A 26072-nucleotide genomic window follows, 5' to 3' on the forward strand; every position below is an offset into this window, starting at 1 on the left:
CCGCAGGTCCGGTTCAGGAAGTCAGTTCGCGACGGGCGCGGCCAGGCGTGCGGTCAGGAACGCGTCGACCTCGGCACGGTGCGGAAGGCTGGGCGATGCACCCTGCTTCGTGACCGTCAGCGCACCGGCGGCTGTGGCCAGGCGCACGGCGTCCGCCAGGGTGCTGCCGTTGGCGAGCGCGGCACCGAGGTACCCCGCGTACGCGTCTCCCGCCGCGGTCGTGTCGACCGCCTCCACCGGGAACGGCGGGATCACGGACGCGCCTTCCGCGGTGATGACGCACGATCCTTGGCCCGCGAGGGTGATCACCGCCGCGCCGACTCCCTGTGCGAGGAACCAGCGTCCGGCGCGTTCGGCTGACGCGGCATCCGTCACCTCGATGCCGCTGATCAGCGACGCCTCGGTCTCGTTGGGGGTGACGATGTCGATGCTCCGCCAGATCTCGGCGTCCAACTTGGCGGCCGGGGCCGGATCGAGGATGACGGTCATGCCGAGTTCGCGTCCCCGCGCGGTGATGTGCGCGGTGAGCGCGGAGGGGGTCTCGAGCTGGGTGAGCAGCACCGAGGTCGTGGGGGCGAGAGCCGTGAGGGCCTCGTCGATCTGCGGGGCGCTGAGGGCGGCGTTGGCGAGCGGCACCATCACGATGTCGTTCTGCGCGGAGGAGTCGACACGGATGTGCGCGATGCCGGTGGGGCCGGGAACCGTGCGCAGATGCGTGAGGTCGACCCCGGCCGCGGTGAGCCCGTCGACCACGAGGTCGTGGAACAGGTCGTCTCCGACACAGCCGACGAAGCTCGTGCGCGCACCCGAGCGTCCGGCCGCGACGGCCTGGTTCGCTCCCTTGCCACCCAGCATGAGGGTGAACTCGTCTCCCAGGATCGTCTCGCCCCGTGCGGGCAAGCGCCCGGAGAACGTGGTGACGTCGGCCGTGACGCTGCCGACGATGACGACACCGGAGCGGTCTTCGGAGTGTGCGGGGGTCATCTTGCTCCTGATCTTCCTCGACGGCAGGTGTAGCCGACGCTTTGACAGATCGCGGTGGCTGTCATTACATTAGCCGAATCCGTACCTGTAACGACAGGTTGTCCGCGAGGAGACCCCGATGACCCCGATCGCGCCACGCCTGTACGTCGACAGTGCCGATGTCGACCGCGTCTCCCGGCTGCTCGCCGCGGGCGTGGTGCACGGCGTGACCACGAACCCGACCATCCTGGAACGGGGAGGCCGCGCCGCCGCCGAGATCCCCGAGCTCTACGCCCGCTGGGAGTCGGAGGGGGCGAAGGAGATCTTCTTCCAGACCTGGGGCGGCGACACCGCGTCCTTCCTCCGCAACGCCGAGGGCATCCGCGCGCTGGGTGACCGGGTCGCCGTGAAGGTGCCCGCGACGTCTGCGGGGTTCGCCGCGGCATCCGCGCTCGTGCGCGACGGCGCGACCGTTCTGGTGACCGCCGTGTATTCGGTCGCGCAGGCGCTCGCGTGCGCGTCGACCGGGGTGCAGTACATCGCTCCGTACCTCGGACGGATGCGCGATGCCGGGCTCGACGGCGATGCGACGATCGCGCGGATGCAAGAGGTGTGCGCGGGCAGCGACTCGAACGTGCTCGCCGCGTCGCTGCGCTCGCCGGATGACATCACGGGCTTGCGCCTGGCCGGCGTCCCGTACTTCACCGCCGCCCCCGACGTGCTCGACCGCGTGCTCTTCCATGAGGTGAGCGACAGCTCCGCGGCGGAGTTCGACGCCGCGATGGTGCGCCTGGGGGCATGAGCGGCGCCCGCCGCCGCGGTCAGCTCGCCGCGGCCTGACGCAGCCAGCGCTCGACGCCTGCGATGTGCGCGGTGGCCAGCGAGGTCGCGAGAGCCGAGTCGTGCTGGGCGATCGCATCGGCGATGGCCCGGTGCTCCGACAGGGTGCGCTCGACGGCGCCCCCCTCGGTGAGGCCTCGCCACACGCGCGCGCGCACAGTCTGGCTGCTCAGGTGCTCGATGAGGCTCGCGAGGTACGCGTTGCCGGACATCGCGACGATCTCCCGATGGAACCGGATGTCGTGATCGACGAGGGCCTCGATCGTGACCGCCGCATCGACCGAATCGACCTCGGCCTGCAGCTCGGAGATCTTCTCGTCGGTGCCCAGGGTCGCCGCGAGTCCGGTCGCCTGCGACTCCAGCATCCGGCGCACCGCGAAGATCTCGAGCATCGAGTCGTCATCGTGCATGTCGACGACGAACGAGATGGCCTCCAGCAGCAGGTGGGGTTCGAGGCTCGTGACGTAGGTGCCGTCCCCCCGACGCACATCGAGGACGCGGATGACCTCGAGCGCCTTGACCGCTTCGCGCATGGAGTTGCGGGAGAGTCCCAGCCGCTCGGAGAGCTCTTTCTCGGGGGGAAGCCGGTCGCCGGGGGAGAGCTCGCCCGCCACGATCATCGCCTTGATCTTCTCGATCGCCTCGTCGGTGACTGCCATGAGCGTCATCCTAGCGATTGATCGGATGTCTCCGGCAGGATGGAGGCATGCGCGTTCTCGATTCACATCTGCACCTCTGGGATCCCGAGGTTCTGACCTACGCCTGGCTCGAAGGCCCTCTCGCCGGAAGGTTCGGCGGCGGCGAGCTCGAGCGAGCGCGGATCGAGGATGCCTCCGAGGAGGCGGCCGTGTTCGTGCAGGCCGGGGCGCGGGAGGACGAGTCCCTCGACGAGGTGCGCTGGGTCGCGGGCCAGGCGGGGGAGCTCGGGGTGGTCGGGATCGTGGCGGGCGTGCGACTGGACGGCGGCACGGACACGACCGTGCACCTGGAGGAACTCTCGTCCGAGCCTCTCGTGGTCGGCGTGCGACACCTCCTGCAGGATGAGCCCGACGGCACGGCCCTGTCCACCGCGTTCGTGACGGGCGCGCGCGAGGTCGCCGCCAGGGGCTGGACCTTCGATGCGTGCGTGCGGCAATCGCAGCTCCCGGATGTGGCACGCCTGGCCGGAGCGATCCCGGAACTGCGGATCGTGCTCGACCACCTCGGCAAGCCCGCGGTCGGAACGGCATCGGCTCCGCTCGCGCCGCCGTTGGAGTGGGAGCGGGATCTGGCCGAACTCGCCCGGCATCCCCTCACCTTCTGCAAGATCTCCGGTCTGCCCGCCGAGGCCGGTGGGGAGTGGAGAGCTGAGCAGCTGATCCCGTTCCTGGATGTGGCGGCCGACCTGTTCGGGCCGGAGCGGATGATGTGGGGAAGCGACTGGCCGGTCTCCGCCGTCAGCGGCGCGGGTTACGGATCATCGTCGCGTGCCCGGTGGTTCGACACGGTCGCCGCGTGGGCGCACTCGCGCGGCCTCGACCAGACCGCCCTCTTCCACGACACCGCCGCCGCCTTCTACTCCCTCTGACCCCGCCCCTCCGTCCCGTCCCGCCGTCCCGTCCCGCCGTCCCGCCCCCGTCCCGCGCGTTGCGGGTGCAATATGTCACCTGCCACACGCGTACGCGGTCCCTTTTCGATCCCGCACCGGCGATGCCGCCGCGCGCGGGACGGGTGCACGACGCGCGCGGGGCGGGTGCGGGATCGAAATCGCACCTCCGTGGGCGTGTTCAGGTGCGTTTTTGATCCCGCGTTCGGGGCCCAGGTGCGTTTTTGATCCGGCAAGGAGGGAACGGGGGGAACGAGGGAACGAAGGGGGGCTACTCCGCGCGGAGGCGCAGCTGGGCCATGCCGCCGTCGACCTCGATGAAGGTGCCGGTGGTCGAACCCGCGGCAGGGCTCACGAGGTATGCGACGGCGGCGGCGACCTCTTCGGGGCTCACCAGACGTCCGTGGGGTTGGCGGGCTTCCAGCGCCGCGCGCTCGGCCGCGGGATCGACCGCCGAGTCGAGCAGGCGTCCGACCCACGGGGTGTCGGCGGTGCCCGGGTTGACCGCGTTCACACGGATGCCCTCGCGCAGGTGGTCGGCGGCCATGGCGCGGGTGAGGGCGGAGACGGCACCCTTCGAGGCGCTGTACAGGGCGCGCTGCGGCAGTCCGGTGGTCGAGGCGATGGATGCCGTGTTGCACACCGAGGCCGACGGGGACTTCCGCAGCCACGGGAGTGCCGCCGCGGTGACGCGGGCGATGCCGGTGACGTTGACCGAGAGCACGCGGGCCCACTCGTCGTCGTCGTTCGCGGCGATGTCGCCCTGCGCGCCGATCCCGGCGTTGTTGACGACGATGTCGATGCGTCCGAACTCTTCGGCGACGGCGGCCACCGCCGCGTCGACACTCGCGCGATCCGAGACATCGGCCGTGAAGGCGGCGAAGGCGGGGTCAGCCGCCGCGGTGTCCCGGTCGAGGACCGCGATGGTCGCGCCGTCGGTGTGCAGGCGCTGCGCGATCGCCGCGCCGATGCCGGATGCTCCGCCGGTGACGATCGCCACCAGTCCGTTCAGTGCACTCATTTCCGGGCCTCCCATGCCACGAACTCCTGCCGTTGGCGGCCGAGGCCGTCGATCTCGATCTCGACCACGTCGCCCGCGGCGAGGTAGGGGTACTTCCCCGAGAGGGCCACGCCCTGCGGGGTGCCGGTGAGGATGAGGTCGCCGGGCTCGAGCGTCACGTACTGCGACAGGTGGTGCACGATGTGCTCGACCGTGAAGATCATGTCGCTCGTGTTCGAGTCCTGCCGCGGCTCGCCGTTCACGAAGCTGCGCAGGCCGAGCGCCTGATGGTCGACCTCGTCGGGGGTGACCAGCCAGGGGCCGGTGGGGTTGAAGCCCGCCGCGATCTTGCCCTTGGACCACTGTCCTCCGGAGACGGTCATCTGGAAGTCGCGCTCGGACACGTCGTTCGCTGCGACGAAGCCGGCGACGTGCGCCATGGACTCCTCGGGGCTGTCGAGGTAGGCGGCGCGGGTGCCGATCACGATGCCGAGCTCGACCTCCCAGTCGGTCTTGACGCTGCCGCGGGGGATCGTCACTGTGTCGTTCGGGCCGACGACGGTGTTCGGGGTCTTGAGGAAGAGGATGGGGATGGTGGGCGGCTCTGACCCCGACTCCGCCGCGTGGGCGGCGTAGTTCATGCCGATGCAGATCACGGCGCTCGGACGGGCGATCGGGGCACCGATGCGCATCGACGCGGCATCCGCGAGTTCGGGGAGCTCGCCAGCATCGCGAGCGGCCGCGACGCGGGAGGTGAAGTCGCTCTCGAGGAACGCTCCATCCACATCGGATGTTACGGGGCGGAGGTCGAGGTATCGGTCACCCTCCACCAGGACGGGGATCTCAGTGCCAGGGGTGCCGAGCCGCGCGAACTTCATGTTTCTCCTGATCGGTCGGGAAGCCGCGACAACGCGGCTGGTCTCGTTGACAGTATAGACATCGGATGTTTACACTCCAAGAGATCCGCGCGGAAGAAATCAGCCGTGCATGGAGAGGAATCCCGTGAGCCGTATCGTCGCCCTCGACACCACCGACATCCGCTTCCCCACGTCCCTGAGCCTGGACGGGTCGGATGCGATGAACCCCGACCCGGACTACTCGGCGGCGTACGTCATCGTGCGCACCGATGCCGATGATGACATCGACGGGCATGCCTTCGTCTTCACGATCGGCCGTGGCAACGACGTGCAGGTCGCGGCGATCGATGCGCTCGCCGGGCACCTCGTCGGGCGCGAGATCGAGCCGCTGCTCGATGACATGGGCGGCACCTTCCGCGAGATCATCGGCGACTCGCAGCTGCGCTGGCTCGGGCCCGAGAAGGGCGTCATGCACATGGCGATCGGCGCGGTCATCAACGCGCTGTGGGACATCAAGGCCAAGCGCGCCGGACTTCCGCTCTGGCAGCTGCTCGCCCGCATGACGCCGGAGGAACTCGTCGACCTCGTCGACTTCCGCTACCTCACCAACGCGCTCACCCGCGAGGACGCCCTCGAGATCCTGCGCGCCGCCGAACCCGGTCGCGCGGAGAGGGAGCAGCAGCTCCTCGCCAGCGGGTACCCGGGCTACACCACGAGCCCCGGATGGCTCGGATACTCCGACGAGAAGCTCGAACGCCTCGCCCGCGAGGCCATGGCTGACGGCTTCACCCAGATCAAGCTCAAGGTCGGCGCCGACCTCGACGACGACATCCGCCGCTTCCGCAAGGCGCGCGAGGTGTGCGGGCCCGACTTCCCCATCGCGATCGACGCCAACCAGCGTTGGGAGGTGTCGGAAGCCATCGAATGGGTGAACGCGCTCGCCGAGTTCCACCCCGCCTGGATCGAGGAGCCCACCAGCCCCGACGACGTGCTCGGTCACGCCGAGATCGCCCGGGGCATCGCACCCATCCGGGTCGCCACCGGCGAGCACGCCCAGAACCGCGTGATCTTCAAGCAGCTCCTGCAGGCCGAAGCCATCTCGGTCATGCAGATCGACGCCGTGCGCGTGGCAGGGGTGAACGAGAACATCGCGAACCTCCTGCTCGCCGCGAAGTTCGGCGTGCCGGTCTGTCCCCACGCCGGCGGAGTCGGCCTGTGCGAAGCCGTGCAGCACCTGTCGATGTTCGACTTCGTCGCAGTTACCGGGACCCGCGAGGGCCGCATGATCGAGTTCGTCGACCACCTGCACGAGCACTTCGTCGTGCCCACCGACATCCGCGGCGGCTCGTACATGGCGCCGACCGCGCCGGGAACGGGCATGGAGATGAAGGCCGACAGCATCGCCACCTACTCTTGGACGGGTGCGCATGTCGGTGCCTGATCCTCTGGCGACGCCTGACCGCCTGCCCGTTCCCGCCCTCGGGTATGGGGCCGCGAACGTGGGCAACCTGTTCCGACCGCTCAGCGACGACGAGGCCTGGGCCGTGCTCGATGCGGCGTGGGAGAGCGGCATCCGCTTCTACGACACCGCGCCGCATTACGGTCTGGGGCTTTCCGAGCGCCGGCTCGGAGCCTTCCTGCAGACCAAGCCGCGGGACGAGTTCGTGCTCTCGACGAAGGCGGGGCGTCTGCTGCGACCGAACCCCGACCACGCCGGTGGCCTCGACACCGCCAACGACTTCCACGTGCCCGACGACCTGCAGCGGGTGTGGGACTTCTCGGAGGCGGGGATCCGTGCGAGCGTCGACGAGTCCCGGGAGCGTCTCGGCATCGAGCGCATCGACCTGCTGTACCTGCACGACCCCGAGCGGCACGATCTCGACCTCGCGCTCGCGGAAGCCCTCCCCGCGATGGAGCAGCTGCGGGCCGACGGCGAGGTTTCCGCGATCGGCATCGGCTCGATGGTGTCGGATGCTCTCGCCGCAGCCGTCCGTGCCGCCGACCTCGACCTGATCATGGTGGCCGGCCGGTACACGCTGCTCGAACAGCCCGCCGCGGTCGACGTGCTGCCCGCGTGCCGGGAGACCTCGACCGGGATCGTCGCGGCCTCCGTGTTCAACTCCGGGCTGCTCGCGTCGAACGAGCCGCGCCGCGACGGGCGTTACGAGTACGGGCAGCTTCCGGACGAGCTGTGGGATCGGTTGGTCCGCATCGCCGCCGTGTGCGCCGACCACGGGGTGCCGCTGCCCGCCGCGGCGATCCAGTTCCCGCTGCAGTCCGATGTCGTGCGCTCGGTCGTGGTGGGCGGCAGTCGCCCGGCGCAGCTGCGGCAGAACGCGGAGTACGCCGCACTCGACATCCCGACGGCGCTGTGGGCGAGCCTCGCGGAGGAGGGGCTCATCCCCACGGTCTGACCCGGCGCCTGTGCCCCGTTCATAACTCCTCAACGATTGCCCAGATCGAGCGGTTGCGGCCGTCGCGGCCCGGTGTGCGGGCAATATCTGAGGAGTTGTGAACCACGCAGGGCCGTGCTCACCGTCCGACCGTGGACTCCCGCACGATGAGTTCAGCGGGGAAGGGGGTGGTCGCGGGCGGCGGTGCCGTGGGGTCGGCGAGCTGCTGCAGGAGAGCAGCTCCGGCGGCGCGGCCGATCTCGTAGCCGGGCTGCCGCACGCTCGTGAGCGGCACGACGCCCTGGTGTGCCTGGGCGACGTCGTCGAAGCCGATGAGGGCGATCTCCTCCGGGACCCGGATGCCATGACGCAGCAGCTGCGTGAGCACCCCGAGTGCCACCATGTCGTTCGCAGCGAACACCGCGTCCGGGCGTTCGGTGACCGGCATCGCGATGATCTGCTCACCCGCACGCAGTCCGTCCTCGATCGCCAGGTGCGACACGTCGATGATCGACAGGTTCGCGTCGGACCCCGAGACGGCCTCACGCAGCCCGGCGAGGCGGTCGTTCGACTGACTCACCGCTGGATTGCCGAGGAAGAGGAGGCGTCGTCGGCCGAGGTCCAGAAGGTGTTCGCCCGCGAGGCGCCCACCGCCGCGGTCGTCGAACAGCACGGATGCGACCTTCGATGATTCCCGGATCGGACCCACCACGACCGAGCGGATACCGCGGTCGGCCAGTCCCTCCAGGCGCGGCACCACGTCGCCGAGCGGATAGATGACGATGCCCTGCACCCGGTGCGCCTCGAACATGTCGAGGTTGCGCCGTTCCTGCGCATCGTCGCGGTCGCTGTTGCTGAAGAACAGCGACCATCCCCCCTCTCGCGCCACGTCTTCGACCCCGCGCGAGAGGTCGTGGAAATAGGGCAGCCAGGCGTCGAGCAGGATCAGCGCGAGTGCCTTGCTCGATCCGGCGCGCAGCTGTCGTGCGGACTCGTTGGGCACGTAGCCGAGCTGTTCGATCGCCGCCCGCACCCGTTCCCGACTCGCGGATCCGAGCACATGCGGGTGGTTGAGGTAGTTCGAGACGGTGGAGGAGGAGACTCCGGCGAGGGCAGCGACGTCCTTGACGCTCGCGGGCATGGAACTCCTTCGTCGAACCGCGTCGATCGGGAACGGCGACCGCGTCGGTCGCCTCAGGATAGCGGAGGACTTGCAACGTGCCAAGAAAGTTCTTGACAGTGTCTGGCGTGCGACGTAGCGTGGCACGCACACCGGAATTGGCACGTGCCAATTTCGGGACGGCGACGGTGCCGCACACCCGCTGTGAGAGGTCTCATGAACATCGGATGCCACGGGCTCGTCTGGACGGGGAACTTCGATGCCGAGGGCATCCGTCTGGCGGTGCGCAAGACCAAAGGCGCGGGTTTCGACCTCATCGAGTTCCCGTTGATGGATCCGTTCTCGTTCGACGTCGCCGTCGCGAAGGATGCGCTGGAGGAGTACGACCTCGCCGTCAGCGCCTCCCTCGGACTCTCCGAGGCCACCGATGTCACCAGCTCCGACCCTGCGATCGTCGCGGCCGGCGAAGCCTTGCTGCTCAAGGCCGTGGACGTGCTGGCGGACCTCGGGGGCCAGCACTTCTGCGGGGTGATCTACAGCGCCATGAAGAAGTACATGGAGCCGGTGACCACTGCGGGGCTCGCGCGCAGCCGCGCCGTGATCGCCCGCGTCGCCGACCACGCCGCCGAGCGCGGCGTCTCGGTCTCGCTCGAGGTCGTGAACCGCTACGAGACCAACGTGCTGAACACCGCGCGACAGGCCCTGGGATACGTCGCCGAGGTCGATCGGCCGAACCTCGGAATCCACCTCGACACGTACCACATGAACATCGAGGAGTCGGATATGTTCGCGCCGGTCCTCGACGCTGCTCCCGCCCTGCGCTACGTGCACATCGGAGAGAGTCACCGCGGGTACCTCGGCACCGGCACGGTCGACTTCGACACGTTCTTCAAGGCGCTCGGCCGCATCGGCTACGACGGTCCGATCGTCTTCGAGTCGTTCTCCTCGGCGGTCGTCGCTCCCGACCTCAGCCGCATGCTCGGCATCTGGCGGAACCTCTGGAGCGACAACGACGAACTCGGCGCCCACGCCAACGCGTACATCCGCGACAAGCTCGTGGCGGTCGACTCGATCCGCCTCCACTGAGCCGGAATCCACCGGCGCGAAGATCGGAAGATCAAGATGTCATTACAGGTCTTCCGCATTCGGCGGTCATTAGATACATTTAGATACAACTTGCGCTGCCCGTAGCGCAGGACGCAGAATTGATCCGATGTTTGTGACGGAATGATCCGTCGACGTCGAAGCAGAACCTTCAAGGAAGCAGGTGAGCGCATGAGTGGACCCATCCTCCGGGTCGAGGGGATCAGCAAAGGATTCCCCGGCGTGCAGGCGCTGAAAGACGTGCACCTCGAGGTGCACGCCGGCGAGGTGCACGTGCTCGTGGGTGAGAACGGTGCCGGCAAGTCGACCCTGATGAAGATCCTCTCCGGGATCTACACCAAGGACGAGGGCACGATCACGTTCGAGGGCCGGGAGGTCGAGCTCACGAGCCCCCTCCAGGCGCAGGAGCTCGGCATCACGATCATCCATCAGGAGCTCAACCTGATGCCCGATCTGACCGTGGCGCAGAACATCTACGTGGGGAGGGAACCCACCACGGGCCCGTTCCTGTCGGAGCGCAAGCTGAACGCGCAGACCGCCGAGCTGCTGCAGCGCCTCGACATCCACCTGAACCCGCGTCAGCTCGTCGGCGAGCTCACGGTGGCCGAGCAGCAGATGGTCGAGATCGCCAAGGCGCTGTCCTTCAATGCCAAGGTGCTCATCATGGACGAGCCGACCTCGGCCCTCACCGACACCGAGGTCGAGACGCTCTTCGTGCTGATCGAGCAGCTCAAGGCGCGCGGCACCGGGATCGTCTACATCTCGCACCGCATGGACGAACTGCGCCGCCTGGCTGATCGGGTGACCGTCCTGCGTGACGGCACATACATCGGATCACTCGACAAGTCCGAGATCACCATCCCGACGATCATCGAGATGATGGTCGGCCGCGTGATCGACGAGGGAACCCGTCCCCAGGCCCGTGAGCACGCCAACGACCCCGTGGTCCTCGAGGTGCAGGGGCTGTCGACCAAGAGCCTTCTGAAAGACGTCTCGTTCCGGTTGCACCGGGGCGAGATCCTCGGCTTCGCCGGCCTCATGGGGGCGGGGCGCACCGAGACCGCCCGAGCCGTGATCGGCGCCGACCACCGCGACAGCGGCACGATCACCATCGATGGTCGCCCGGCGCGGATCTCCCAGCCCGCGGACGCGGTGCATCACGGCCTCGGGTACCTGTCCGAGGACCGGAAGCTCCTCGGCCTCATGCTCGAGCAGGATGTGACGTTCAACACCGTGCTCGCCTCGCTCGGCTCCTACGCCAACGCGATCGGCTGGATGGGCGACAGCAAGGCGAAGAACCGCACCAAGGAATACGTGCAGCAGCTGCGCGTGAAGACGCCCTCTGTCAACCAGGTCGTCAAGCTCCTCTCCGGAGGGAACCAGCAGAAGGTCGTCATCGCCCGCTGGCTGATGCGCGACTGCGACATCCTCATCTTCGACGAGCCGACCCGAGGGATCGACGTCGGCGCGAAAGAGGAGATCTACCGCCTCATGCAGCAGCTCGCTGACTCAGGCAAGTCCATCATCGTCATCTCATCCGAGCTCCCGGAGATCCTCCGTGTGGCGAACCGCATCGCGGTCTTCGCCAACGGCCGCATCACCGGGACGCTCCGCAACGAGGAAGCAAGCCAGGAGAAGATCATGCAACTCGCAGCCCACGGGGAGGAAGACTGATGAGCGCTCCGCAGCAGCCCGGATCGTCGACGACGACGATCATCCAGACCGCCGTGAACGAGGACACCGACAAGAGGGATGTCGTCGGGTTCATCAAGCGGCAGTTCCAGCAGTCGCTGGCCTTCGGCACCTTGATCGTGCTGGTCATCTTCTTCTCGATCGCCAGCCCCAACTTCTTCACCTTCAGCAACATCGCCACGGTGCTGCTGTCGACCGCGGTGATCGGCATCCTCGCCCTCGGAACGACCTTCGTCATCATCACCGGCGGCATCGACCTGTCGATCGGCACCGGCATGGCGCTGTGCGCCGTGATGACCGGGGTCATCGTCACGAACATGGGCCTTCCCGTCTGGGTCGGTGTGATCGGCGGCGTCGCGACAGGTGTGCTGATGGGACTCGTCAACGGCGTGAACATCACGTTCCTGCGACTGCCTCCTTTCATCGCCACGCTCGCGATGATGATGATCGCGGGTGGTCTCGCCCTCGTGATCTCGAACGTCGCACCGATCTACTTCTCGACCTCGGCACCGGACTTCAAGAAGATCGCCCTCGGCGTGATCATCCCCGGTATCCCGAACGCGGTGCTCATCACCGCCGCGCTGGCGATCGTCGCCTGGCTCGTGCTGTCGAAGACCCTGCTCGGCCGCTACACCTTCGCGATCGGCTCGAACGAGGAGGCCACCCGTCTGTCGGGCGTCAACACGCGTCGCTGGACCATCCTCATCTACATGTTCGCGGGTGCGTTCACCGGCGTCGCGGGCATCGTCATCGCCTCGCGCCTCGACTCCGCTCAGCCGCAGATCGGCATGGGGTACGAGCTGCAGGCGATCGCCGCGGTCATCATCGGCGGCACCTCGCTGCTGGGCGGACGCGGATCCATCCTCGGCACCGTGATCGGCGCCCTGATCATGAGCGTGCTCGTGAACGGACTGCGCATCATGTCGATCCAGACCGAGTGGCAGAACATCGTCGTCGGTGTGGTCGTGCTGCTCGCGGTCTTCCTCGACTCGCTCCGCAACCGGCAGCGCACCTGACCCATCCCTGCACCACCCACCATCCCTGCACCACCCACCCACCCACGAACAATGGAGTTTTCATGAAATTCGGGAAGAAGACCGCATTCGCAGCGCTGGTCGCCGCATCCGCCCTGGTGTTCGCCGGCTGTGCCGGCGGCGGCGACGTGATCGAGGAAGGTTCCGGCGGAGACGGCGGCAGCGGCGACGGCGAGATGTACATCGCCATGGTCTCGAAGGGCTTCCAGCACCAGTTCTGGCAGGCCGTCAAGAAGGGCGCCGAGGAGAAGGCCGACGAGCTCGGCGTGAAGATCACGTTCGAGGGCCCCGCGGCCGAGACCGAGATCGCGCAGCAGCTCGAGATGTTGACCGCCGCGATCGACAAGAACCCGGACGCCATCGCCTACGCCGCCCTCGACCCCGAGGCGTGCGTCGCCCCGCTCGAGCAGGCCAAGTCCAAGGACATCCCGGTCGTCTACTTCGACGCCCCCTGCAACGGTGACGTGGGCCTGAGCCTGTCCGCCACCGACAGCAAGGTCGCCGGTGCGCTCGCTGCCGAGCACATGGCCGAGCTGATCGGCGGCGAAGGACAGGTCGCGATCGTCGGCCACTCGCAGATCAACTCGACCGGTGTCGAGCGTCGCGACGGCTTCGTCGACAAGATCGAGGCGGACTACCCCGACATCGAGATCGTCGACATCCAGTACGGTGACGGCGACCACCTCAAGTCGGCCGACATCGCCAAGACCCTGATCGCGGCCCACCCCGACCTCAAGGGCATCTACGGCACCAACGAGGGCTCCGCCATCGGTGTGGTGAACGCCGTGAACGAGCTCGGCCTCGAGAAGGGCAAGATCACCATCGTCGGCTTCGACTCCGGTGCGGCCCAGATCAACGCCATCAAGGACGGCACCATGGCCGGCGCGATCACGCAGGACCCGATCGGCATCGGCGCGCAGGTCGTGCAGGCCGCGTACGACGCCGCCAACGGTGAGTCGGTCGAGAAGTTCTACGACACGGGTTCGTACTGGTACGACAGCACGAACATCGAAGACCCGAAGATCGCGGCCGTCCTCTACGAGTGACACCGCATCCATGAAGAAGCCCCTCGCCTTCGGGCGGGGGGTTTCTTCGTGTCGGGACGTGAACCGGATCACGCAGGACATCCAGGTCAGGATCTGTCCGCGGTGACTGCCAGAGTGATTGCGACGAAAGGACACACACCATGAGCAACGCACCTGCCCTGCCCGCCGGATCGAACACCGTCAACCCCTTCCTCATGACGGATGACGCCTCTCGCATCATCGACTTCGTGATCGAGGTCTTCGGGGCGACCGACGTCCCCGAGGCTCGCACCGTCGACACCGACGGACTGATCCTGCACTCCGAGTTGCGCATCGGCGACTCCGTCATCACGGTCGCCGACCGTAAGCCCGACTGGCCCTTCACTCCCGGATTCCTCCAGGTGTACGTCGACGACGTCGAAGGAACGCTCGCACGAGCAGTCGGACTCGGCGCACGCATCGTGACCCGGCCGACGGACTTCTTCGGTGACACGTTCTCGCGCTTCGCCGACCCGTCAGGAAATCTCTGGTGGGTCTACACCCACGTTCCGCAGGGTCAGACGTGGGATGCCGCTGGAGAGGACGCCGCCGCGTGGAGCGGATCCGCGGAGAGCGAAGGGGCGGACGACCACGATGCCCCCGAAGAGGACTGGTCGAGCTTCAGCTCACCTGAACTCGAGTACATCCACGAAAGCCTCGTCGAGGCGATGGCGTCCTTGCGGGATCCCCGGCTCGATCGCTGAACAGCGTCGGCTCGTCAGACGCGGGCGCGCAGGATCGTCGGTTCGGACACGGTGTCTCCTCGGCGTTCTCGGATGTGGATGTGGATGCCCATGCCCGTGCCCGTGCTCGGGGTCAGACGGAGAAGCTCAGCAGCTGTGCCGGCGTGGTCACGAGCATCCGGTGCACGGCGTCCTCGCCCACAGCCTCGCGGAGGCGGGGGAGGTAACGGTCGCCGAGGTAAGCGAGCCCGGGCATGCCGCCATACGCGATGTACCGAGTGCGCCGGGCGACATCGCCGCCGAGCACGATCCGGTCGCCGGCGCCGCGCTCGACCACGGCGACGGTCAGGGCGAGCAGCTCGGCATCGGAGCGGGTGCGCGGACGCGCGAAGCCGTCGTAGCCGAGGTGGGCTCCGCGTTGGGCGAGGGACACGTGCAGCCCGGGGTCGGGGTCGCGGTCGGCGTGCGCGAGCACGACCCGGTGGGCCGGCACCCCCTCGGCGGAGAGCAGGTCGAGCACCTCATGGGCCGCCGTGCCGAACTCCAGATGCACCATGACGGGAGCCCCTGTCGCGCGGTGCGCTGCGGCCACGGCGATCAGCGTCGTGCGCTCGAACGGACTGATACGCCAGTAGTCGGCGCCCCCCTTGAGCATCCCTGCGCGCACGGGAGCGCCGCCCGGTGTGCGCGCGAGGGAGATGTCGGGCGTCTCGAAGATCTCGCTGTCGTCCACGGGCATGCCGCGTGTGAGGTCGGCGAGGAAGAGAGCGGCCAGGCGGTCGGCGGTCCACACCTGCATCGGATGGTCCGCGCCGTAATGGGCTTCACGGTGACGGCCGGTCGTCGCGACGATGTGCAGTCCGGTCGTCGCGCTGATCCGTGCCAAAGCCTCCGGGTCCCGGGCGAGCCCGAACGGTGTGGCATCCACCATCGTGTCGAACCCGCTCGCCCGCAGCAGTGCCGCTTCTTTGCCCGACGCGGTCTCATCGTCGAGCTCATCGCCCGGAAGCAGCGGCGACACCTGGAACAGGTGCTCGTGGTAGTTCACTCGTCCGAGCGCCGTCGGCGCGATGTCACCGAGCACCGTTCGGACGACGACGGACATCAGCGCACAGACTCCGCGGCCTCGGCGAGTCGCTCGACGACCTCGGGAGTCAGGTCGAGCTCGAACACGTCGGCCACCACCTGCGACCAGCCGTGGATGAAGTAGCGCCAGCCGTCGATGACGTGGAGCCCGCGCGCGGCCGCCTGCGCCTGCGCCTGATGCAGGAACTCGAGCGAGCCGCGGTAATTGAACTCCCACGCGTACGCGCCTTCGGGGAACACCGCCGTCTCGCTCAGGGGCGAGCCCGGGCGGTCCTTGCCGAGCCCGGTGGCGTTGGCGATGACGGATCCCGCGGGGGCCGCGGTCACCAGGGCATCGGCCTCTGCAGGGGAAGCGGTCACCACGTACTCGATCAGTCCCTCCCGCGTGCCGTGCTGGCGGTGCACCTCGCGCAGGTGGTCGAGCTTGTCCTGTGTGCGGGCCGTCACCGTGATCTTCGAGGGGGCGTCCTCACGCTCGGCCAGCGCCCAGCTCAGTGCGGTGCCCGAACCGCCGGCACCCAGGATCACGACCGCCGCCCCCGTGCGCGTGAAGTGATCGGCCGGGAGGAAGTCCTTCAACGCGAGGTCGACCGTGATCGGATCCTTGGCCCGTCCGGACAGGACCCGGCCGCGCTTCGAGATGCTGGAGATCTCGGAGCAGGACACCGCGAAGGGATCCAGCTCATCGAACAGGTCGGAGGCCGCGGCGTACACGTTCATCTTGTGCGTGGTCACGAGGGCTCCACGGTGGTGCGGGTCATCGCGGATCTGCTCGACCATCGCGCGGTACTGTGGCGGCTCGGCGTCCATCGGCAGATCGTGGCCGAGCAGGGTGCGCGTCGGGAGGCCCAGGATGTCGGCCCACAGCGGGAACACCTTCATGATCGACGACGACGCCGTGGTCACCCCGACGAAACCCATGTAGTCGGCGGATGCGGCAGTCGAGGCCCCGTCGGCGTGGACGGTGTCGGCGGTGGTGGTCATCGGTTCTCCTCGGCGAGCGGGACGGGGACGGGATGGGCGGGATCGCTGCCGGCGAGGATCGCGATCACGTCGGCCAGCGAGAGAGCGCCCATGTTGTCGACGGCCTGGGTGGTCTGCGCGCCGAGGTGCGGGGTGACGATCACGCGGTCGGCGAGGTCCGGGGCGAGCAGAGGGCTGTGGTGCGCGGCCGTGTCACCGTCGAGGGTGTCGGCCGCGTAGCCGGCAAGGGTTCCGTCGCGCAGCGCCTGCGCGACGGCTGCCTCGTCGATCAGGTCACCGCGGGCGGTGTTGATCAGCACGGTTCCCGGCCGCATGCCGGTGAGACGGTCAGTGTCGACGAGCTTTTGCCCGCCCGGAGCGTGCAGCGTGATGACGTCGGCGGTGCGGAACAGGTCGTCGAGCGAGACGGGTTCTGCACCCCGGGCCCGCACGACCTCGTCAGGAAGGAACGGATCGGCGGCCAGCACGCGCGGCCCGAAGCCGCTCAGCCGCGCGGCCACACCCTGGCCGATGCGCCCGAAGCCGACGATGCCGACCGTGGCGGCGCCGAGCTCACGTCCGCGCCGCACGCCCCAATCGCCCGTGCGCACGCGGCGATCGCCGTCCGGGATGAACCGCAGCGCGGCGAGCATGAGCCCGATCGCGTGGTCCGCGACCGCGTCGGCGTTGGCGCCGGGGGTGTTGGTCACCGGGATGCCGCGATCGCGCGCCGCGCCCAGATCGACCGACTCGGTGCCGACGCCGTACCGGGCGACTACCTTGAGCTTCGGAGCCGCGGCGAAATGTGCGTCCGTGATCGCCCCGGTGCCCGCGATCCAGGCATCAGCGCCGTGCAGGAGTGATCGCAAGTCCTCGAGGTCATGATGCGCCGGACCGCGGAGGATGCGATGCCCCGCCTGGGCGGCGCGTTCCACCAGGTCGAGGTCGCCGTCCGAGAAGGAGCGGCTGGTGACGAGGATCACGCCCATCAGCGCGGCCGTCCGGCGAACCACGGCGCCAGGGCCGTGTAGGCGTCGGCGAAGCGGGCGTGCCGCTCGGCGTAGACGGCATGGCGCCCGGCATCCGGGGTGAACTCGGCGGTGACCTCGCTCAGGGCGCGGGCGGCCGAGAAGTCCGTGAGACCGAGCCCGACTGCGGCGGTGACCGCTGCTCCGAGACTGTTCGCCTCCTCCACGATCGTCCGGCGGCGCACCGGCACGCCCCACACATCCGCCAGCACCGAGAGGTACACGTCGCTCTGGGCTCCGCCGCCGACCGCGTCGATGCGGTCGATCACGGCACCGGACTCACGGAAGGCCTGGATGCAGCTGAGCAGGTTGAACGCCGTACCCTCCAGCACCGCCCGCACGAGGTGGGCTCTGCCGTGGTGGCGGGCGAGACCGACGAAGGCGCCGCGGGCGTCCGGGTCCCACATCGGGGAGCGCTCGCCGAGGAGGTAGGGGAGGAAGTAGAGGTCGTCGGTGTCGATGTCGGCGGACGCTTCGGTCGTCAGCCGTCCGGTTTCGGGATGCGCGGGGTCGGGGGAGAGAGCCTCCGAGATCCATTGCACCGAGGCCCCGCCGGCCTGCATGGTGGCGGTCGGGACGAACGAGCCGGGGACCACGTTGTCGAACGTGAAAGTGCGCATCGCGGGATCGTGCAGCGGGGCATCGGCCGCGAACGAGATCCACGACGAGGTGCCCAGGCACACGTACGCGCCGTCCTCGGGCGCGACGACGCCGGAGCCGACGGCGGCCATCGGACCATCGCCGCCCCCCATCACCACACGGACGCTCGCGGGGAGCCCGAGGGCGTCCGCGGCTGCGTCCGTCAGCGTGCCGGCAATCCGGGTCGAGTCGAGGATCTCGGGGAACAGAGCCGGGTCGAGTCGTGCGGCGCGCACGACCTCGTCCGACCAGGTTCCGGCGGCCTGGTCGTAGGCGTTGGTGCCGGAGGCGTCGGAGCGGTCGGTGGCCAGGCGCCCGGTCAGGCGCAGGACGATGAAGTCCTTCGCGACGCACACCCGGCGCACGCGCGCCCACACGTCGGGCTCGTTGTCGCGCACCCACATGATCTTCTCGACCGAATAAGTGGGGTTGAGGCGATGGCCCAGGATGCCATAGGCGTGTTCGGCGCCGATCGCGGCCTCGAGCTCGCGCTGCTGGGCGCCCGACCTGGTGTCGGCCCAGATGATCGCCGGGCGTGCGGGTTCGCCGTCGGCGTCGAGCAGCACAGCCCCCATCATCTGGCCGCTCACCACGAGTCCGGCGATGTCGCTCGCGGCCGTTCCGGTGCGGGCGATCAGGTCACGCGTCGCCCCGACGACCGCGTTCCACCAGTCGGAGGGGTTCTGCTCGGCGACGCCGCCCGCGGCGAAGTGCGCGGGGTAGGGGACCGTGACCGACGCCACGAGACGGCCGTCGTCGTGGTGCAGGGACGCCTTGTTGCCGGTGGTGCCCAGATCGTGCGCGATGATCATGGCCGGAGCCTATTCCGCGTAGGGGCGCAGATCGACGCCGGAGGCTGCGCGATAGGCGCGTGCGCCCATACCGTGCTCCAGCACCCAGCCGTAGTCGTGCCCTGCTCCTCCCGGGTAGACCGCGAGGAAGGCGTAGGGCTCGTCGCCGGTGTTGACCGAGCGATGTGCCCAGCCCGGCGGGATGTAGCCGATCGTTCCGGGGAGCATGTCCAGCCACTCGGTGCGATCGCCGTCGAACATGAGCAGACCGCCGCGGCCCTTCAGCGCCAGGTAGATCTCGCCCTGGTGGTTCGGGTGCTGGTGGCCCTTGGTCATCCAGAGCTCACCGGACGTGTCACCGGGCATGATCGTCGTGATCGACTGCGGCAGCTCGCGGTCGACCTCGGGAACGGGGGAGCTCACCACCGTGTAGACCACCGGGTTGTCGCCGGCGGATGCGTCGGCCCAGGCCTCGGCGTCGAGGAAGAGCCCTTCCAGGTCGGACATCCGCCGGGTGAGGGTCGGCCCTTCGGGCGAGAGCGTCAGCTTCTCGGCGTCGAACGCGATCGCCATCGGAGAGATCGGCGGGGTGTGGAACTCGGGCATCGGTGCTCCTCGTACGGGCGCTGCGTCGTTGCGCAACCTGTAATGACAGGTTCACTGTACCTGTTATGACAGGTCACGTCCAGGGTCCCTCTTCTTTCGAATCGCGTGAATGGTCGGATTCGGGGTGGAGAAGCGACCAATCGTGCGATTCGAAACCCGGGGTTGTCACGAGTAGCGTCATCGATCATGAGCAAGGTGAGAAGTGACGCGGCGGTCGCACCCGCGCGCGACGTGCGCCTCGGGCTGCCACTCGCGATCGCCGCGGCCTTCGCGTTCGGTATGTCGGGAGCCTGGGCGCGCGGGCTCATCGATGCGGGGTGGACGCCCGGGGCCGCGGTCACCGCTCGCATCTGGGTGGCAGCCCTCGTGCTGCTCCTTCCCACGATCCTCTCCCTGCGTGGGCGGTGGGGGCTGCTGCGGCGCAATGCGGGGATGATCCTCGCCTACGGTCTGCTCGCGGTCGCGGCGACGCAACTGTTCTACTTCCAGGCCGTCGCGGTCATGGATGTCGGGATCGCCCTGCTCATCGAGTACACCGCTCCGGTCGCGGTGCTGCTGTGGCTCTGGCTGCGCAGGGGGGAGCGTCCGACGCGTCGGAGCATCATCGGCGCGGCCATCGCCTTCGTCGGGCTCGTGCTGATGCTCGACATCCTCACCGGTGCCGACGTGAACGTGGCCGGGATCCTCTGGGCGCTCGGGGCGATGGTGGGGGCGGCGACGTACTTCGTGCTGTCGGCCAAGGCTGACACGGGGCTACCGCCGATCGCGCTCGCCGGCAGTGGTCTGCTGCTCGGTGCGCTCGGGCTCACCGCCGCCGGGGCCATCGGCGTGCTGCCGATCCGGTGGACCACCGACGACATCGCGTACCGGTTCGGCAGTGTGCCGTGGTTCGTCCCGACGCTGGCGATGGGTGTCGTCGCGACCGCCCTCGCGTACCTGCTCGGGATCGCGTCGACGCGGATGCTGGGGTCGCGGCTCGCGTCCTTCGTCGCGCTCGCCGAGGTCGTGGCGGCTCTCCTGTTCGGCTGGCTGCTGCTCGGGCAGCTCCCCGATCTGCTGCAGGCGCTGGGTGGGGTGCTCGTGCTCGCCGGCGTCGTCGTGGTCAAGTTGGGGGAGCCGGTCGCCCAGGAGTTCGTCGAACCGGTGCCGTAGCCCCGCGGGGAATGTATACCGGAAACGAGTCCAGCGAGAGATGCGGCCTGCCAGAGCCGCTTTATGTATACACTGAGGGCATGACCCTTCCCGTGGAGCGCACCTCGGCCGGTGACCGTGCGTATGCGGCGCTGCTCGATGACATCCAGTCCGGCGCGCTCGCGGCAGGTTTCGTGCTCGGCGAGGTCGAGCAGGCGGAACGCCTGGGCGTGAGTCGCACGCCTATGCGCGAAGCGCTGCGCAGGCTCGCCGCCGACGGCCTCGTCGTCCAGCAGTCACCGCGGGTCACGGTCGTCGCCGATCTCGACGCCGACGACATCCGCTCGCTCTTCGAGATCCGCCGCGCGCTCGAGGAGAGCTCGGCACGCCTTGCCGCCACCCGGGGCGATGCCTCCCTGTTCGCCGCGCTCGCCGACGAGTTCGCCCACGTCGACCTCGACGCGGTCGCCGGCCGCGACGCCTACTATGCGCTGATCGCCCGCTTCGACGCCGCCCTCGACGCGGCCGTGGCGAACGACTACATCGCGTCGGCGCTGCGCACGGTGCGCACCCACCTCGTGCGGGTTCGTCGGATGGCGCGGGACAACCCCGCCCGGCTCGCCGCCTCCGCGGGGGAGCACCGCACCATCGCCGCGGCACTCGCCGCCCGCGACGGCGACCTCGCGGCCCACGCGACGCACGTGCACCTGCACAACGCGCTCACCGGCATCCTCGACTCCCTCCCCGAAGACGTCTCGTCTCCTCCCACGACCGAAGGACTCTCATGACCGTCACCCACCACGTCCGTGTGCACCGCAGCGACGAGAACCTCGCCCGTGAGGATCAGCTCGCCTGGAAGATCGCCGAGGTCGCCGCCGACCCGGTCGAGGTCGAGCAGGATGTCGTCGACATGATCATCAACCGCATCATCGACAACGCCTCCGTCGCCGCGGCCTCCCTGACCCGCGCTCCGATCAACGCGGCCAGGGCGCAGGCGTTCAGCCATCCCGTCTCGACGGGCGGCGTCGGTGCGAACCTCTTCGGCGCCGCACTCGACCACCGCACCAGCCCCGAGTGGGCCGCCTGGGCGAACGGCGTGGCCGTGCGCGAGCTGGACTACCACGACACGTTCCTCGCGGCGGAGTACTCGCACCCCGGCGACAACATTCCGCCGATCCTCGCGGTCGCCCAGCACACCGGCAAGGACGGCCGCGCCCTGGTGCGCGGCATCGCCACCGGGTATGAGATCCAGATGGATCTGGTGCGCGCGATCTGCCTGCACAAGCACAAGATCGACCACGTCGCCCACCTCGGCCCGTCGGCCGCCGCCGGCATCGGAACCCTGCTCGGCCTCGACGTCGAGACCATCTATCAGGCCGTCGGGCAGGGACTGCACACCACGACCGCCACCCGCCAGAGCCGCAAGGGCGAGATCTCGACCTGGAAGGCGCACGCCCCGGCCTTCGCGGGCAAGATGGCCGTCGAGGCGGTCGACCGGGCGATGCGGGGGCAGACCAGCCCCGCCCCGATCTACGAAGGCGAAGACGGCGTGATCGCCTGGATGCTCGACGGCAAGGACGCCGCGTACGACGTGCCGCTGCCCGCTGCGGGTGAGCCCAAGCGCGCGATCCTCGACTCGTACACGAAGGAGCACTCGGCCGAGTACCAGGCGCAGGCGCTCATCGACCTCGCCCGCAAGCTCGGGATCGAGAACCCGGCGCTGCGTGACCCCGCCAACATCGATCAGATCGTCATCCACACGAGCCATCACACCCACAACGTGATCGGCTCCGGCGCCAACGACCCGCAGAAGTACGACCCGACCGCCTCGCGCGAGACGCTTGACCACTCGGTGCCCTACATCTTCGCGGTCGCGCTGCAGGACGGTGGATGGCACCACGTCGACTCCTACGCTCCCGAGCGCGCGGGCCGCGCCGACACGGTCGCGCTGTGGCACAAGATCACCACCGCCGAGGACGCCGAGTGGACGCGCCGCTATCACTCCGAGGACCCCGATGAGAAGGCCTTCGGCGGTCGCGTCGAGATCCGCCTCACTGACGGGTCGACCGTGGTGGACGAGATCGCCGTGGCGGATGCCCACCCCCTCGGAGCGCGTCCGTTCGCCCGAGATAACTACATCGCCAAGTTCCGTCTGCTGGCGGAGCCCGTGCTCGAGCCCGCCGAGATCGAGCGGTTCCTGGACCTCGTCCAGCGTCTGCCCGAGCTGACCGCAGCGGAGGTCGGCGAGCTGTCGATCGTCGCGAAGCCGGGAGTGCTCGAGAACGCCGGCGCCCCGAAGGGGCTGTTCTGATGCTGTACTCGACCGTCACCCCGTCGGAGAAGCGGCGCCTGTTCCGCGAGCGGCTCGCGAGCGGGGAGCTGCTTCGCTTCCCCGGTGCGTTCAACCCGCTGAGCGCACGCCTGATCGAGCAGAAGGGCTTCGACGGCGTCTACATCTCCGGCGCCGTGCTCTCGGCCGATCTGGGCCTCCCCGACATCGGCCTCACCACACTCACCGAGGTCGCGGGTCGGGCGAAGCAGATCGCCCGCATGACCGACCTCCCCGCGATCGTCGATGCCGACACCGGCTTCGGCGAACCGATGAACGTCGCCCGCACGATCCAGGAGCTCGAGGATGCGGGCCTCGCGGGCACGCACATCGAGGACCAGATCAACCCGAAGCGCTGCGGTCACCTCGACGGCAAATCCGTGGTCGACGAGGACACGGCGATCAAGCGCATCCGTGCCGCCGCCGACGCCCGTCGCGACGAGAACTTCCTCCTCATGGCGCGCACCGACATCCGGGCGGTGGAAGGGCTGGACGCGGCGATCGACCGCGCCAAGGCACTGGTGGATGCGGGCGCCGACGCGGTGTTCCCCGAGGCGATGCGCACGCTCGCGGAGTTCGAGGCGATGGCCGAGGCACTCGACGTGCCGATCCTCGCGAACATGACCGAGTTCGGCAAGAGCGAGCTGTTCTCCGTGGATCAGCTGCGCGACGCCGGGGTCAACCTCGTCATCTGGCCGGTGTCGCTGCTGCGCATCTCGATGGGGGCCGCGGGCCGTGCGCTCGATACGCTGAACGAAGAGGGGCACCTGACCTCGAAGCTCGGCGAGATGCAGCACCGCGCCGACCTCTACGACCTGATCGACTACGAGTCGTACAACCATTTCGACTCCGGTGTCTTCAACTTCACCATCACGAAGGAGTGACCATGACCGAGCCGGACATCAAGAAGGGCCTCGCGGGGGTCGTCGTCGACACGACCGCGATCTCGAAGGTCAATCCCGAGACGAACAGTCTGCTGTACCGCGGCTATCCGGTGCAGGAGCTCGCCGACACGCAGCCGTTCGAAGCGGTCGCCTACCTGCTCTGGAACGGCGAACTGCCGACGCCCGAGGAGCTGGCGGCGTTCCGCGTGGAGGAGCGCAGACACCGCGCGCTCGCCGACAACGTCAAGGCCGCGATCGACCTGGTCCCGCTCGACGCGCACCCGATGGACGAGGTGCGCACCGCGGTGAGCCTGATCGGTGCCTCCGACCCGGGCGCCGGCGGCTCGGTGCTCGACGCCGGGGGCAGCCCCGAGCAGAACCTCGAACGCAGTATCCGCCTCTTCGCCGCGCTCCCGGCGATCGTCGCATACGGGCAGCGTCGTCGTCGTGGCCAGGAGCTCATCGCCCCCCGCGACGACCTCGACTACTCCGCGAACTTCCTCTGGATGACGTTCGGCGAGGAAGCGGACGACGTCGTCGTGGATGCGTTCAACCGCTCGATGATCCTGTACGCGGAGCACTCCTTCAACGCCTCGACGTTCACCGCGCGCGTGATCACCTCGACCCTGAGCGACATCTACTCCGCGGTCGTCGGGGCCATCGGCGCGCTCAAGGGCCCGCTGCACGGTGGCGCCAACGAAGCGGTCCTGCACATCTTCGACGACATCGGCACCGCAGACAATGTGGTGCCGTGGCTCGACAAGGCGCTCGCCGAGAAGCGCAAGATCATGGGCTTCGGGCATCGCGTCTACAAGAAGGGTGATTCCCGGGTGCCGACCATGAAGGCGGCGCTCGACACCCTCGTGGAGCACTACGATCGCGCCGACGTGGCCGAGCTGTACGACACCCTCGAGTCGGAGTTCGTGGCGCGCAAGGGCATCTATCCGAACCTCGACTACCCGTCGGGCCCTGCCTACAACCTGATCGGTTTCGACACGCTCACCTTCACGCCGCTGTTCGTCGCGGCGCGAGTGACGGGCTGGACCGCGCACGTGATCGAGCAGGCGGGATCGAACGCGCTGATCCGTCCGCTGTCGCACTACGACGGCCCGGACGAGCGCCACGTCGAGGGCTGAGAGCCCCCGCCCGCGATTCGAGCTCAGAGGGCGACGGTCACAGGGCGGGATCGGGGTGAGCGGTGCGCCCGGGGAAGCCCGTCGACTCGCGTCTGACGATGCGGAACCCCGGCTTCACCGTGCGCGGCGAGCGACGACCCCCCTTCTCCTCGATGCGCTCGATGAGCAGGTCCACGGCTGCCACCGCGATCTGTGTGCGCCCGGCGTCGACGCTGGACATGGAGGGGATCGAGAACTTGGCCTCGTCGATGTCGTCGAACCCGATCACCGCGACGTCCTCGGGGACGCGCAACCCCGCCTCGCCCAGCGCGCGGAGCGCCCCCAGACCGAGGGCGTCGTTGAGGGCGAAAACCCCGTCGAACGCCACCCCTTCGCTGATCAGCTCGCGGATCGCCAGGAGACCTCCGCTGCGACTCCAGTGCGCGCTCGTGCGGATGAGCCGTGGGTCGACCTCGAAGCCCGCCTCAAGGAACGCCTCTCGATAGCCGGCGACTCGCAGCTTCGCCGAGCTGGTGCCAGGCGTCTCGTCCTCTTCTGCGCCGACGAGGGCGATGCGCCGGCGCCCGATGTCGAGGAGATGCTCCACCGCAGCTCGGGCCGCGGAGGTGTTGTGCATGGCGACGTGGTCTGTCGGGCCGTCGAAGATGCGCTCACCGAGGAGGACGAGGGGGAAGCCCGTGTCCAGCGCATCGGCATCGGGCTGCCCCAGTGCCACGGGGCTGAACAGCAGTCCGTCGGTGAGACGCAGACGCCCTCCGGTGATCACCTGCAGTTCGCGGGCCCTGTCGCCGCTCGTCTGCTCGACGACGACACCGAGCCCCCGGTCGTCGGCGGCGCGGATGACCGCATCCGCCAGCTCGGCGAAGTAGTTCTCGCTCAGAGCGGGAACGGCGAGGCCGATGACACCCGTGCGGCCGGAGCGGAGGCCGCGGGCCGACAGGTTCGGCCGGTAGCCGAGTTCATCGATGGCCGTCTGCACACGTTCGCGGGTCTGCGCGCTCACGTGGGGGTAGTCGTTGATGACGTTCGAGACGGTCTTGATGGAGACTCCGGCGAGGCGCGCGACGTCGTGCATCGTCGGATCCATCGGGCCTCACCAATCGCCGTGTGTCACGCCAGCGCGCTCCCCTCACTCTAACGTCGT

25 protein-coding genes are annotated in these 26072 nt (G+C 68.8%); 14 read left to right on the top strand and 11 right to left on the bottom strand.

Annotated features, from left to right (window positions below; all coding sequences use genetic code 11):
* Window positions 1–21: 21 nt before the first annotated feature.
* Complete coding sequence (locus LVJ59_RS12430) at window positions 22–984, bottom strand: ribokinase (RefSeq protein ID WP_232763293.1); 963 nt, start codon at window positions 982–984, stop codon at window positions 22–24.
* A gap of 118 nt (window positions 985–1102) precedes the next feature.
* On the opposite strand from LVJ59_RS12430, the gene LVJ59_RS12435 reads away from it, so the two are divergent.
* A complete protein-coding gene (locus LVJ59_RS12435; RefSeq protein ID WP_232763294.1) occupies window positions 1103–1765 on the top strand; it encodes a transaldolase family protein in 663 nt (220 codons plus the stop codon).
* Window positions 1766–1784: 19 nt separating this feature from the next.
* Here LVJ59_RS12435 and LVJ59_RS12440 read toward each other — a convergent pair whose 3' ends face one another.
* The gene (locus tag LVJ59_RS12440; RefSeq protein WP_047522088.1) at window positions 1785–2462 is read right to left on the bottom strand and encodes a FadR/GntR family transcriptional regulator; all 678 of its coding nucleotides are present in this window, start codon (window positions 2460–2462) and stop codon (window positions 1785–1787) included.
* Window positions 2463–2509: 47 nt separating this feature from the next.
* Here LVJ59_RS12440 and LVJ59_RS12445 point away from each other — a divergent pair, with 47 nt between their 5' ends.
* Complete coding sequence (locus tag LVJ59_RS12445; protein WP_232763295.1) at window positions 2510–3370, top strand: amidohydrolase; 861 nt, start codon at window positions 2510–2512, stop codon at window positions 3368–3370.
* Window positions 3371–3659: 289 nt separating this feature from the next.
* Here LVJ59_RS12445 and LVJ59_RS12450 read toward each other — a convergent pair whose 3' ends face one another.
* The gene (locus LVJ59_RS12450) at window positions 3660–4409 is read right to left on the bottom strand and encodes an SDR family NAD(P)-dependent oxidoreductase (RefSeq protein WP_232763296.1); all 750 of its coding nucleotides are present in this window, start codon (window positions 4407–4409) and stop codon (window positions 3660–3662) included.
* Entirely contained in the window at window positions 4406–5266 is an 861-nt protein-coding gene (locus LVJ59_RS12455; RefSeq protein ID WP_232763297.1) for a fumarylacetoacetate hydrolase family protein, read from the bottom strand. Before LVJ59_RS12455 ends, LVJ59_RS12450 begins: the two co-directional genes overlap by 4 nt.
* Window positions 5267–5390: 124 nt before the next feature.
* Between LVJ59_RS12455 and LVJ59_RS12460 the strand changes: the two genes are divergently transcribed.
* On the top strand, window positions 5391–6686 hold the full coding sequence (locus tag LVJ59_RS12460; protein ID WP_232763298.1) for an L-fuconate dehydratase: 1296 nt from the start codon (window positions 5391–5393) through the stop codon (window positions 6684–6686).
* On the top strand, window positions 6673–7659 hold the full coding sequence (locus LVJ59_RS12465; RefSeq protein WP_232763299.1) for an aldo/keto reductase: 987 nt from the start codon (window positions 6673–6675) through the stop codon (window positions 7657–7659). The genes LVJ59_RS12460 and LVJ59_RS12465 overlap by 14 nt, the downstream gene beginning before the upstream one ends.
* A 118-nt stretch (window positions 7660–7777) precedes the next feature.
* Here LVJ59_RS12465 and LVJ59_RS12470 read toward each other — a convergent pair whose 3' ends face one another.
* Window positions 7778–8779 (bottom strand): LacI family DNA-binding transcriptional regulator, encoded by a 1002-nt coding sequence (locus tag LVJ59_RS12470; protein ID WP_047521602.1) that lies wholly within the window; start codon window positions 8777–8779, stop codon window positions 7778–7780.
* A 195-nt stretch (window positions 8780–8974) separates the two neighbouring features.
* Between LVJ59_RS12470 and LVJ59_RS12475 the strand changes: the two genes are divergently transcribed.
* The 5 genes from LVJ59_RS12475 to LVJ59_RS12495 all read left to right on the top strand — a co-directional run bounded on the left by LVJ59_RS12475 (window position 8975) and on the right by LVJ59_RS12495 (window position 14356).
* The gene (locus tag LVJ59_RS12475) at window positions 8975–9844 is read left to right on the top strand and encodes a sugar phosphate isomerase/epimerase (protein ID WP_232763300.1); all 870 of its coding nucleotides are present in this window, start codon (window positions 8975–8977) and stop codon (window positions 9842–9844) included.
* A 189-nt stretch (window positions 9845–10033) separates the two neighbouring features.
* Window positions 10034–11536, top strand: a complete 1503-nt coding sequence (locus LVJ59_RS12480) for a sugar ABC transporter ATP-binding protein (protein ID WP_232763301.1) — start codon at window positions 10034–10036, stop codon at window positions 11534–11536.
* Window positions 11536–12570 carry an ABC transporter permease gene (locus LVJ59_RS12485; protein ID WP_194239293.1) on the top strand — a complete coding sequence of 345 codons (1035 nt, stop codon included), beginning with the start codon at window positions 11536–11538 and terminating at the stop codon, window positions 12568–12570. The genes LVJ59_RS12480 and LVJ59_RS12485 overlap by 1 nt, the downstream gene beginning before the upstream one ends.
* Before the next feature lie 62 nt (window positions 12571–12632).
* Window positions 12633–13634: an ABC transporter substrate-binding protein gene (locus tag LVJ59_RS12490; protein ID WP_134352317.1), complete on the top strand. Its 1002-nt coding sequence runs from the start codon at window positions 12633–12635 to the stop codon at window positions 13632–13634.
* A 140-nt stretch (window positions 13635–13774) separates the two neighbouring features.
* Window positions 13775–14356: a glyoxalase/bleomycin resistance/extradiol dioxygenase family protein gene (locus tag LVJ59_RS12495; protein ID WP_232763302.1), complete on the top strand. Its 582-nt coding sequence runs from the start codon at window positions 13775–13777 to the stop codon at window positions 14354–14356.
* Window positions 14357–14468: 112 nt separating this feature from the next.
* Here the strand turns inward: LVJ59_RS12495 and LVJ59_RS12500 are convergent, their stop codons facing one another.
* Genes LVJ59_RS12500 through LVJ59_RS12520 form a run of 5 tightly spaced genes read right to left on the bottom strand, consistent with a single transcriptional unit; the run spans window position 14469 to window position 19448 of the window.
* A complete protein-coding gene (locus LVJ59_RS12500; protein WP_232763303.1) occupies window positions 14469–15440 on the bottom strand; it encodes an aryldialkylphosphatase in 972 nt (323 codons plus the stop codon).
* The gene (locus tag LVJ59_RS12505; RefSeq protein ID WP_232763304.1) at window positions 15440–16405 is read right to left on the bottom strand and encodes a shikimate dehydrogenase; all 966 of its coding nucleotides are present in this window, start codon (window positions 16403–16405) and stop codon (window positions 15440–15442) included. Before LVJ59_RS12505 ends, LVJ59_RS12500 begins: the two co-directional genes overlap by 1 nt.
* A complete protein-coding gene (locus LVJ59_RS12510) occupies window positions 16402–17397 on the bottom strand; it encodes a phosphoglycerate dehydrogenase (RefSeq protein ID WP_232763305.1) in 996 nt (331 codons plus the stop codon). The genes LVJ59_RS12505 and LVJ59_RS12510 overlap by 4 nt, the downstream gene beginning before the upstream one ends.
* The gene (gene xylB / locus LVJ59_RS12515) at window positions 17373–18863 is read right to left on the bottom strand and encodes a xylulokinase (protein WP_232763306.1); all 1491 of its coding nucleotides are present in this window, start codon (window positions 18861–18863) and stop codon (window positions 17373–17375) included. The genes LVJ59_RS12510 and xylB overlap by 25 nt, the downstream gene beginning before the upstream one ends.
* Window positions 18864–18872: 9 nt before the next feature.
* Window positions 18873–19448: a glucose-6-phosphate isomerase family protein gene (locus tag LVJ59_RS12520; protein WP_232763307.1), complete on the bottom strand. Its 576-nt coding sequence runs from the start codon at window positions 19446–19448 to the stop codon at window positions 18873–18875.
* A 186-nt stretch (window positions 19449–19634) separates the two neighbouring features.
* Between LVJ59_RS12520 and LVJ59_RS12525 the strand changes: the two genes are divergently transcribed.
* The 5 genes from LVJ59_RS12525 (at window position 19635) to LVJ59_RS12545 (ending at window position 24928) form a co-directional block, all read left to right on the top strand.
* The gene (locus tag LVJ59_RS12525; RefSeq protein WP_232763308.1) at window positions 19635–20600 is read left to right on the top strand and encodes a DMT family transporter; all 966 of its coding nucleotides are present in this window, start codon (window positions 19635–19637) and stop codon (window positions 20598–20600) included.
* An 80-nt stretch (window positions 20601–20680) separates the two neighbouring features.
* On the top strand, window positions 20681–21367 hold the full coding sequence (locus LVJ59_RS12530; RefSeq protein WP_047521621.1) for a GntR family transcriptional regulator: 687 nt from the start codon (window positions 20681–20683) through the stop codon (window positions 21365–21367).
* Window positions 21364–22890, top strand: coding sequence for an MmgE/PrpD family protein (locus tag LVJ59_RS12535; RefSeq protein ID WP_232763309.1), 1527 nt, complete (start codon window positions 21364–21366; stop codon window positions 22888–22890). The genes LVJ59_RS12530 and LVJ59_RS12535 overlap by 4 nt, the downstream gene beginning before the upstream one ends.
* Window positions 22890–23792 (top strand): methylisocitrate lyase, encoded by a 903-nt coding sequence (gene prpB, locus LVJ59_RS12540; RefSeq protein ID WP_134352309.1) that lies wholly within the window; start codon window positions 22890–22892, stop codon window positions 23790–23792. The genes LVJ59_RS12535 and prpB overlap by 1 nt, the downstream gene beginning before the upstream one ends.
* 2 nt (window positions 23793–23794) lie before the next feature.
* The gene (locus LVJ59_RS12545; RefSeq protein WP_047521627.1) at window positions 23795–24928 is read left to right on the top strand and encodes a bifunctional 2-methylcitrate synthase/citrate synthase; all 1134 of its coding nucleotides are present in this window, start codon (window positions 23795–23797) and stop codon (window positions 24926–24928) included.
* Between the two features lie 37 nt (window positions 24929–24965).
* Here LVJ59_RS12545 and LVJ59_RS12550 read toward each other — a convergent pair whose 3' ends face one another.
* Complete coding sequence (locus LVJ59_RS12550; RefSeq protein ID WP_232763310.1) at window positions 24966–26003, bottom strand: LacI family DNA-binding transcriptional regulator; 1038 nt, start codon at window positions 26001–26003, stop codon at window positions 24966–24968.
* Between the last annotated feature and the right edge of the window lie 69 nt (window positions 26004–26072).

The sequence above is a fragment of the Microbacterium sp. KKR3/1 genome, assembly GCF_021272365.1.
In the GTDB taxonomy this organism is placed as follows: Bacteria; Actinomycetota; Actinomycetes; order Actinomycetales; family Microbacteriaceae; genus Microbacterium; species Microbacterium aurugineum.

Bases quoted from the DNA above. Each gene is read 5' to 3' on its own strand.
- LVJ59_RS12525 (WP_232763308.1), top strand. From the start codon at position 19,635: ATGAGCAAGGTGAGAAGTGACGCGGCGGTCGCACCCGCGCGCGACGTG.
- LVJ59_RS12475 (WP_232763300.1), top strand. From the start codon at position 8,975: ATGAACATCGGATGCCACGGGCTCGTCTGGACGGGGAACTTCGATGCC.
- LVJ59_RS12500 (WP_232763303.1), bottom strand. From the start codon at position 15,440: ATGTCCGTCGTCGTCCGAACGGTGCTCGGTGACATCGCGCCGACGGCG.
- LVJ59_RS12490 (WP_134352317.1), top strand. From the start codon at position 12,633: ATGAAATTCGGGAAGAAGACCGCATTCGCAGCGCTGGTCGCCGCATCC.
- LVJ59_RS12535 (WP_232763309.1), top strand. From the start codon at position 21,364: ATGACCGTCACCCACCACGTCCGTGTGCACCGCAGCGACGAGAACCTC.
- LVJ59_RS12530 (WP_047521621.1), top strand. From the start codon at position 20,681: ATGACCCTTCCCGTGGAGCGCACCTCGGCCGGTGACCGTGCGTATGCG.
- LVJ59_RS12480 (WP_232763301.1), top strand. From the start codon at position 10,034: ATGAGTGGACCCATCCTCCGGGTCGAGGGGATCAGCAAAGGATTCCCC.
- LVJ59_RS12435 (WP_232763294.1), top strand. From the start codon at position 1,103: ATGACCCCGATCGCGCCACGCCTGTACGTCGACAGTGCCGATGTCGAC.
- LVJ59_RS12505 (WP_232763304.1), bottom strand. From the start codon at position 16,405: ATGACCACCACCGCCGACACCGTCCACGCCGACGGGGCCTCGACTGCC.
- LVJ59_RS12430 (WP_232763293.1), bottom strand. From the start codon at position 984: ATGACCCCCGCACACTCCGAAGACCGCTCCGGTGTCGTCATCGTCGGC.
- LVJ59_RS12520 (WP_232763307.1), bottom strand. From the start codon at position 19,448: ATGCCCGAGTTCCACACCCCGCCGATCTCTCCGATGGCGATCGCGTTC.
- LVJ59_RS12440 (WP_047522088.1), bottom strand. From the start codon at position 2,462: ATGGCAGTCACCGACGAGGCGATCGAGAAGATCAAGGCGATGATCGTG.
- LVJ59_RS12465 (WP_232763299.1), top strand. From the start codon at position 6,673: ATGTCGGTGCCTGATCCTCTGGCGACGCCTGACCGCCTGCCCGTTCCC.
- LVJ59_RS12450 (WP_232763296.1), bottom strand. From the start codon at position 4,409: ATGAGTGCACTGAACGGACTGGTGGCGATCGTCACCGGCGGAGCATCC.
- xylB (WP_232763306.1), bottom strand. From the start codon at position 18,863: ATGATCATCGCGCACGATCTGGGCACCACCGGCAACAAGGCGTCCCTG.
- LVJ59_RS12445 (WP_232763295.1), top strand. From the start codon at position 2,510: ATGCGCGTTCTCGATTCACATCTGCACCTCTGGGATCCCGAGGTTCTG.
- prpB (WP_134352309.1), top strand. From the start codon at position 22,890: ATGCTGTACTCGACCGTCACCCCGTCGGAGAAGCGGCGCCTGTTCCGC.
- LVJ59_RS12545 (WP_047521627.1), top strand. From the start codon at position 23,795: ATGACCGAGCCGGACATCAAGAAGGGCCTCGCGGGGGTCGTCGTCGAC.
- LVJ59_RS12550 (WP_232763310.1), bottom strand. From the start codon at position 26,003: ATGCACGACGTCGCGCGCCTCGCCGGAGTCTCCATCAAGACCGTCTCG.
- LVJ59_RS12470 (WP_047521602.1), bottom strand. From the start codon at position 8,779: ATGCCCGCGAGCGTCAAGGACGTCGCTGCCCTCGCCGGAGTCTCCTCC.
- LVJ59_RS12485 (WP_194239293.1), top strand. From the start codon at position 11,536: ATGAGCGCTCCGCAGCAGCCCGGATCGTCGACGACGACGATCATCCAG.
- LVJ59_RS12495 (WP_232763302.1), top strand. From the start codon at position 13,775: ATGAGCAACGCACCTGCCCTGCCCGCCGGATCGAACACCGTCAACCCC.
- LVJ59_RS12455 (WP_232763297.1), bottom strand. From the start codon at position 5,266: ATGAAGTTCGCGCGGCTCGGCACCCCTGGCACTGAGATCCCCGTCCTG.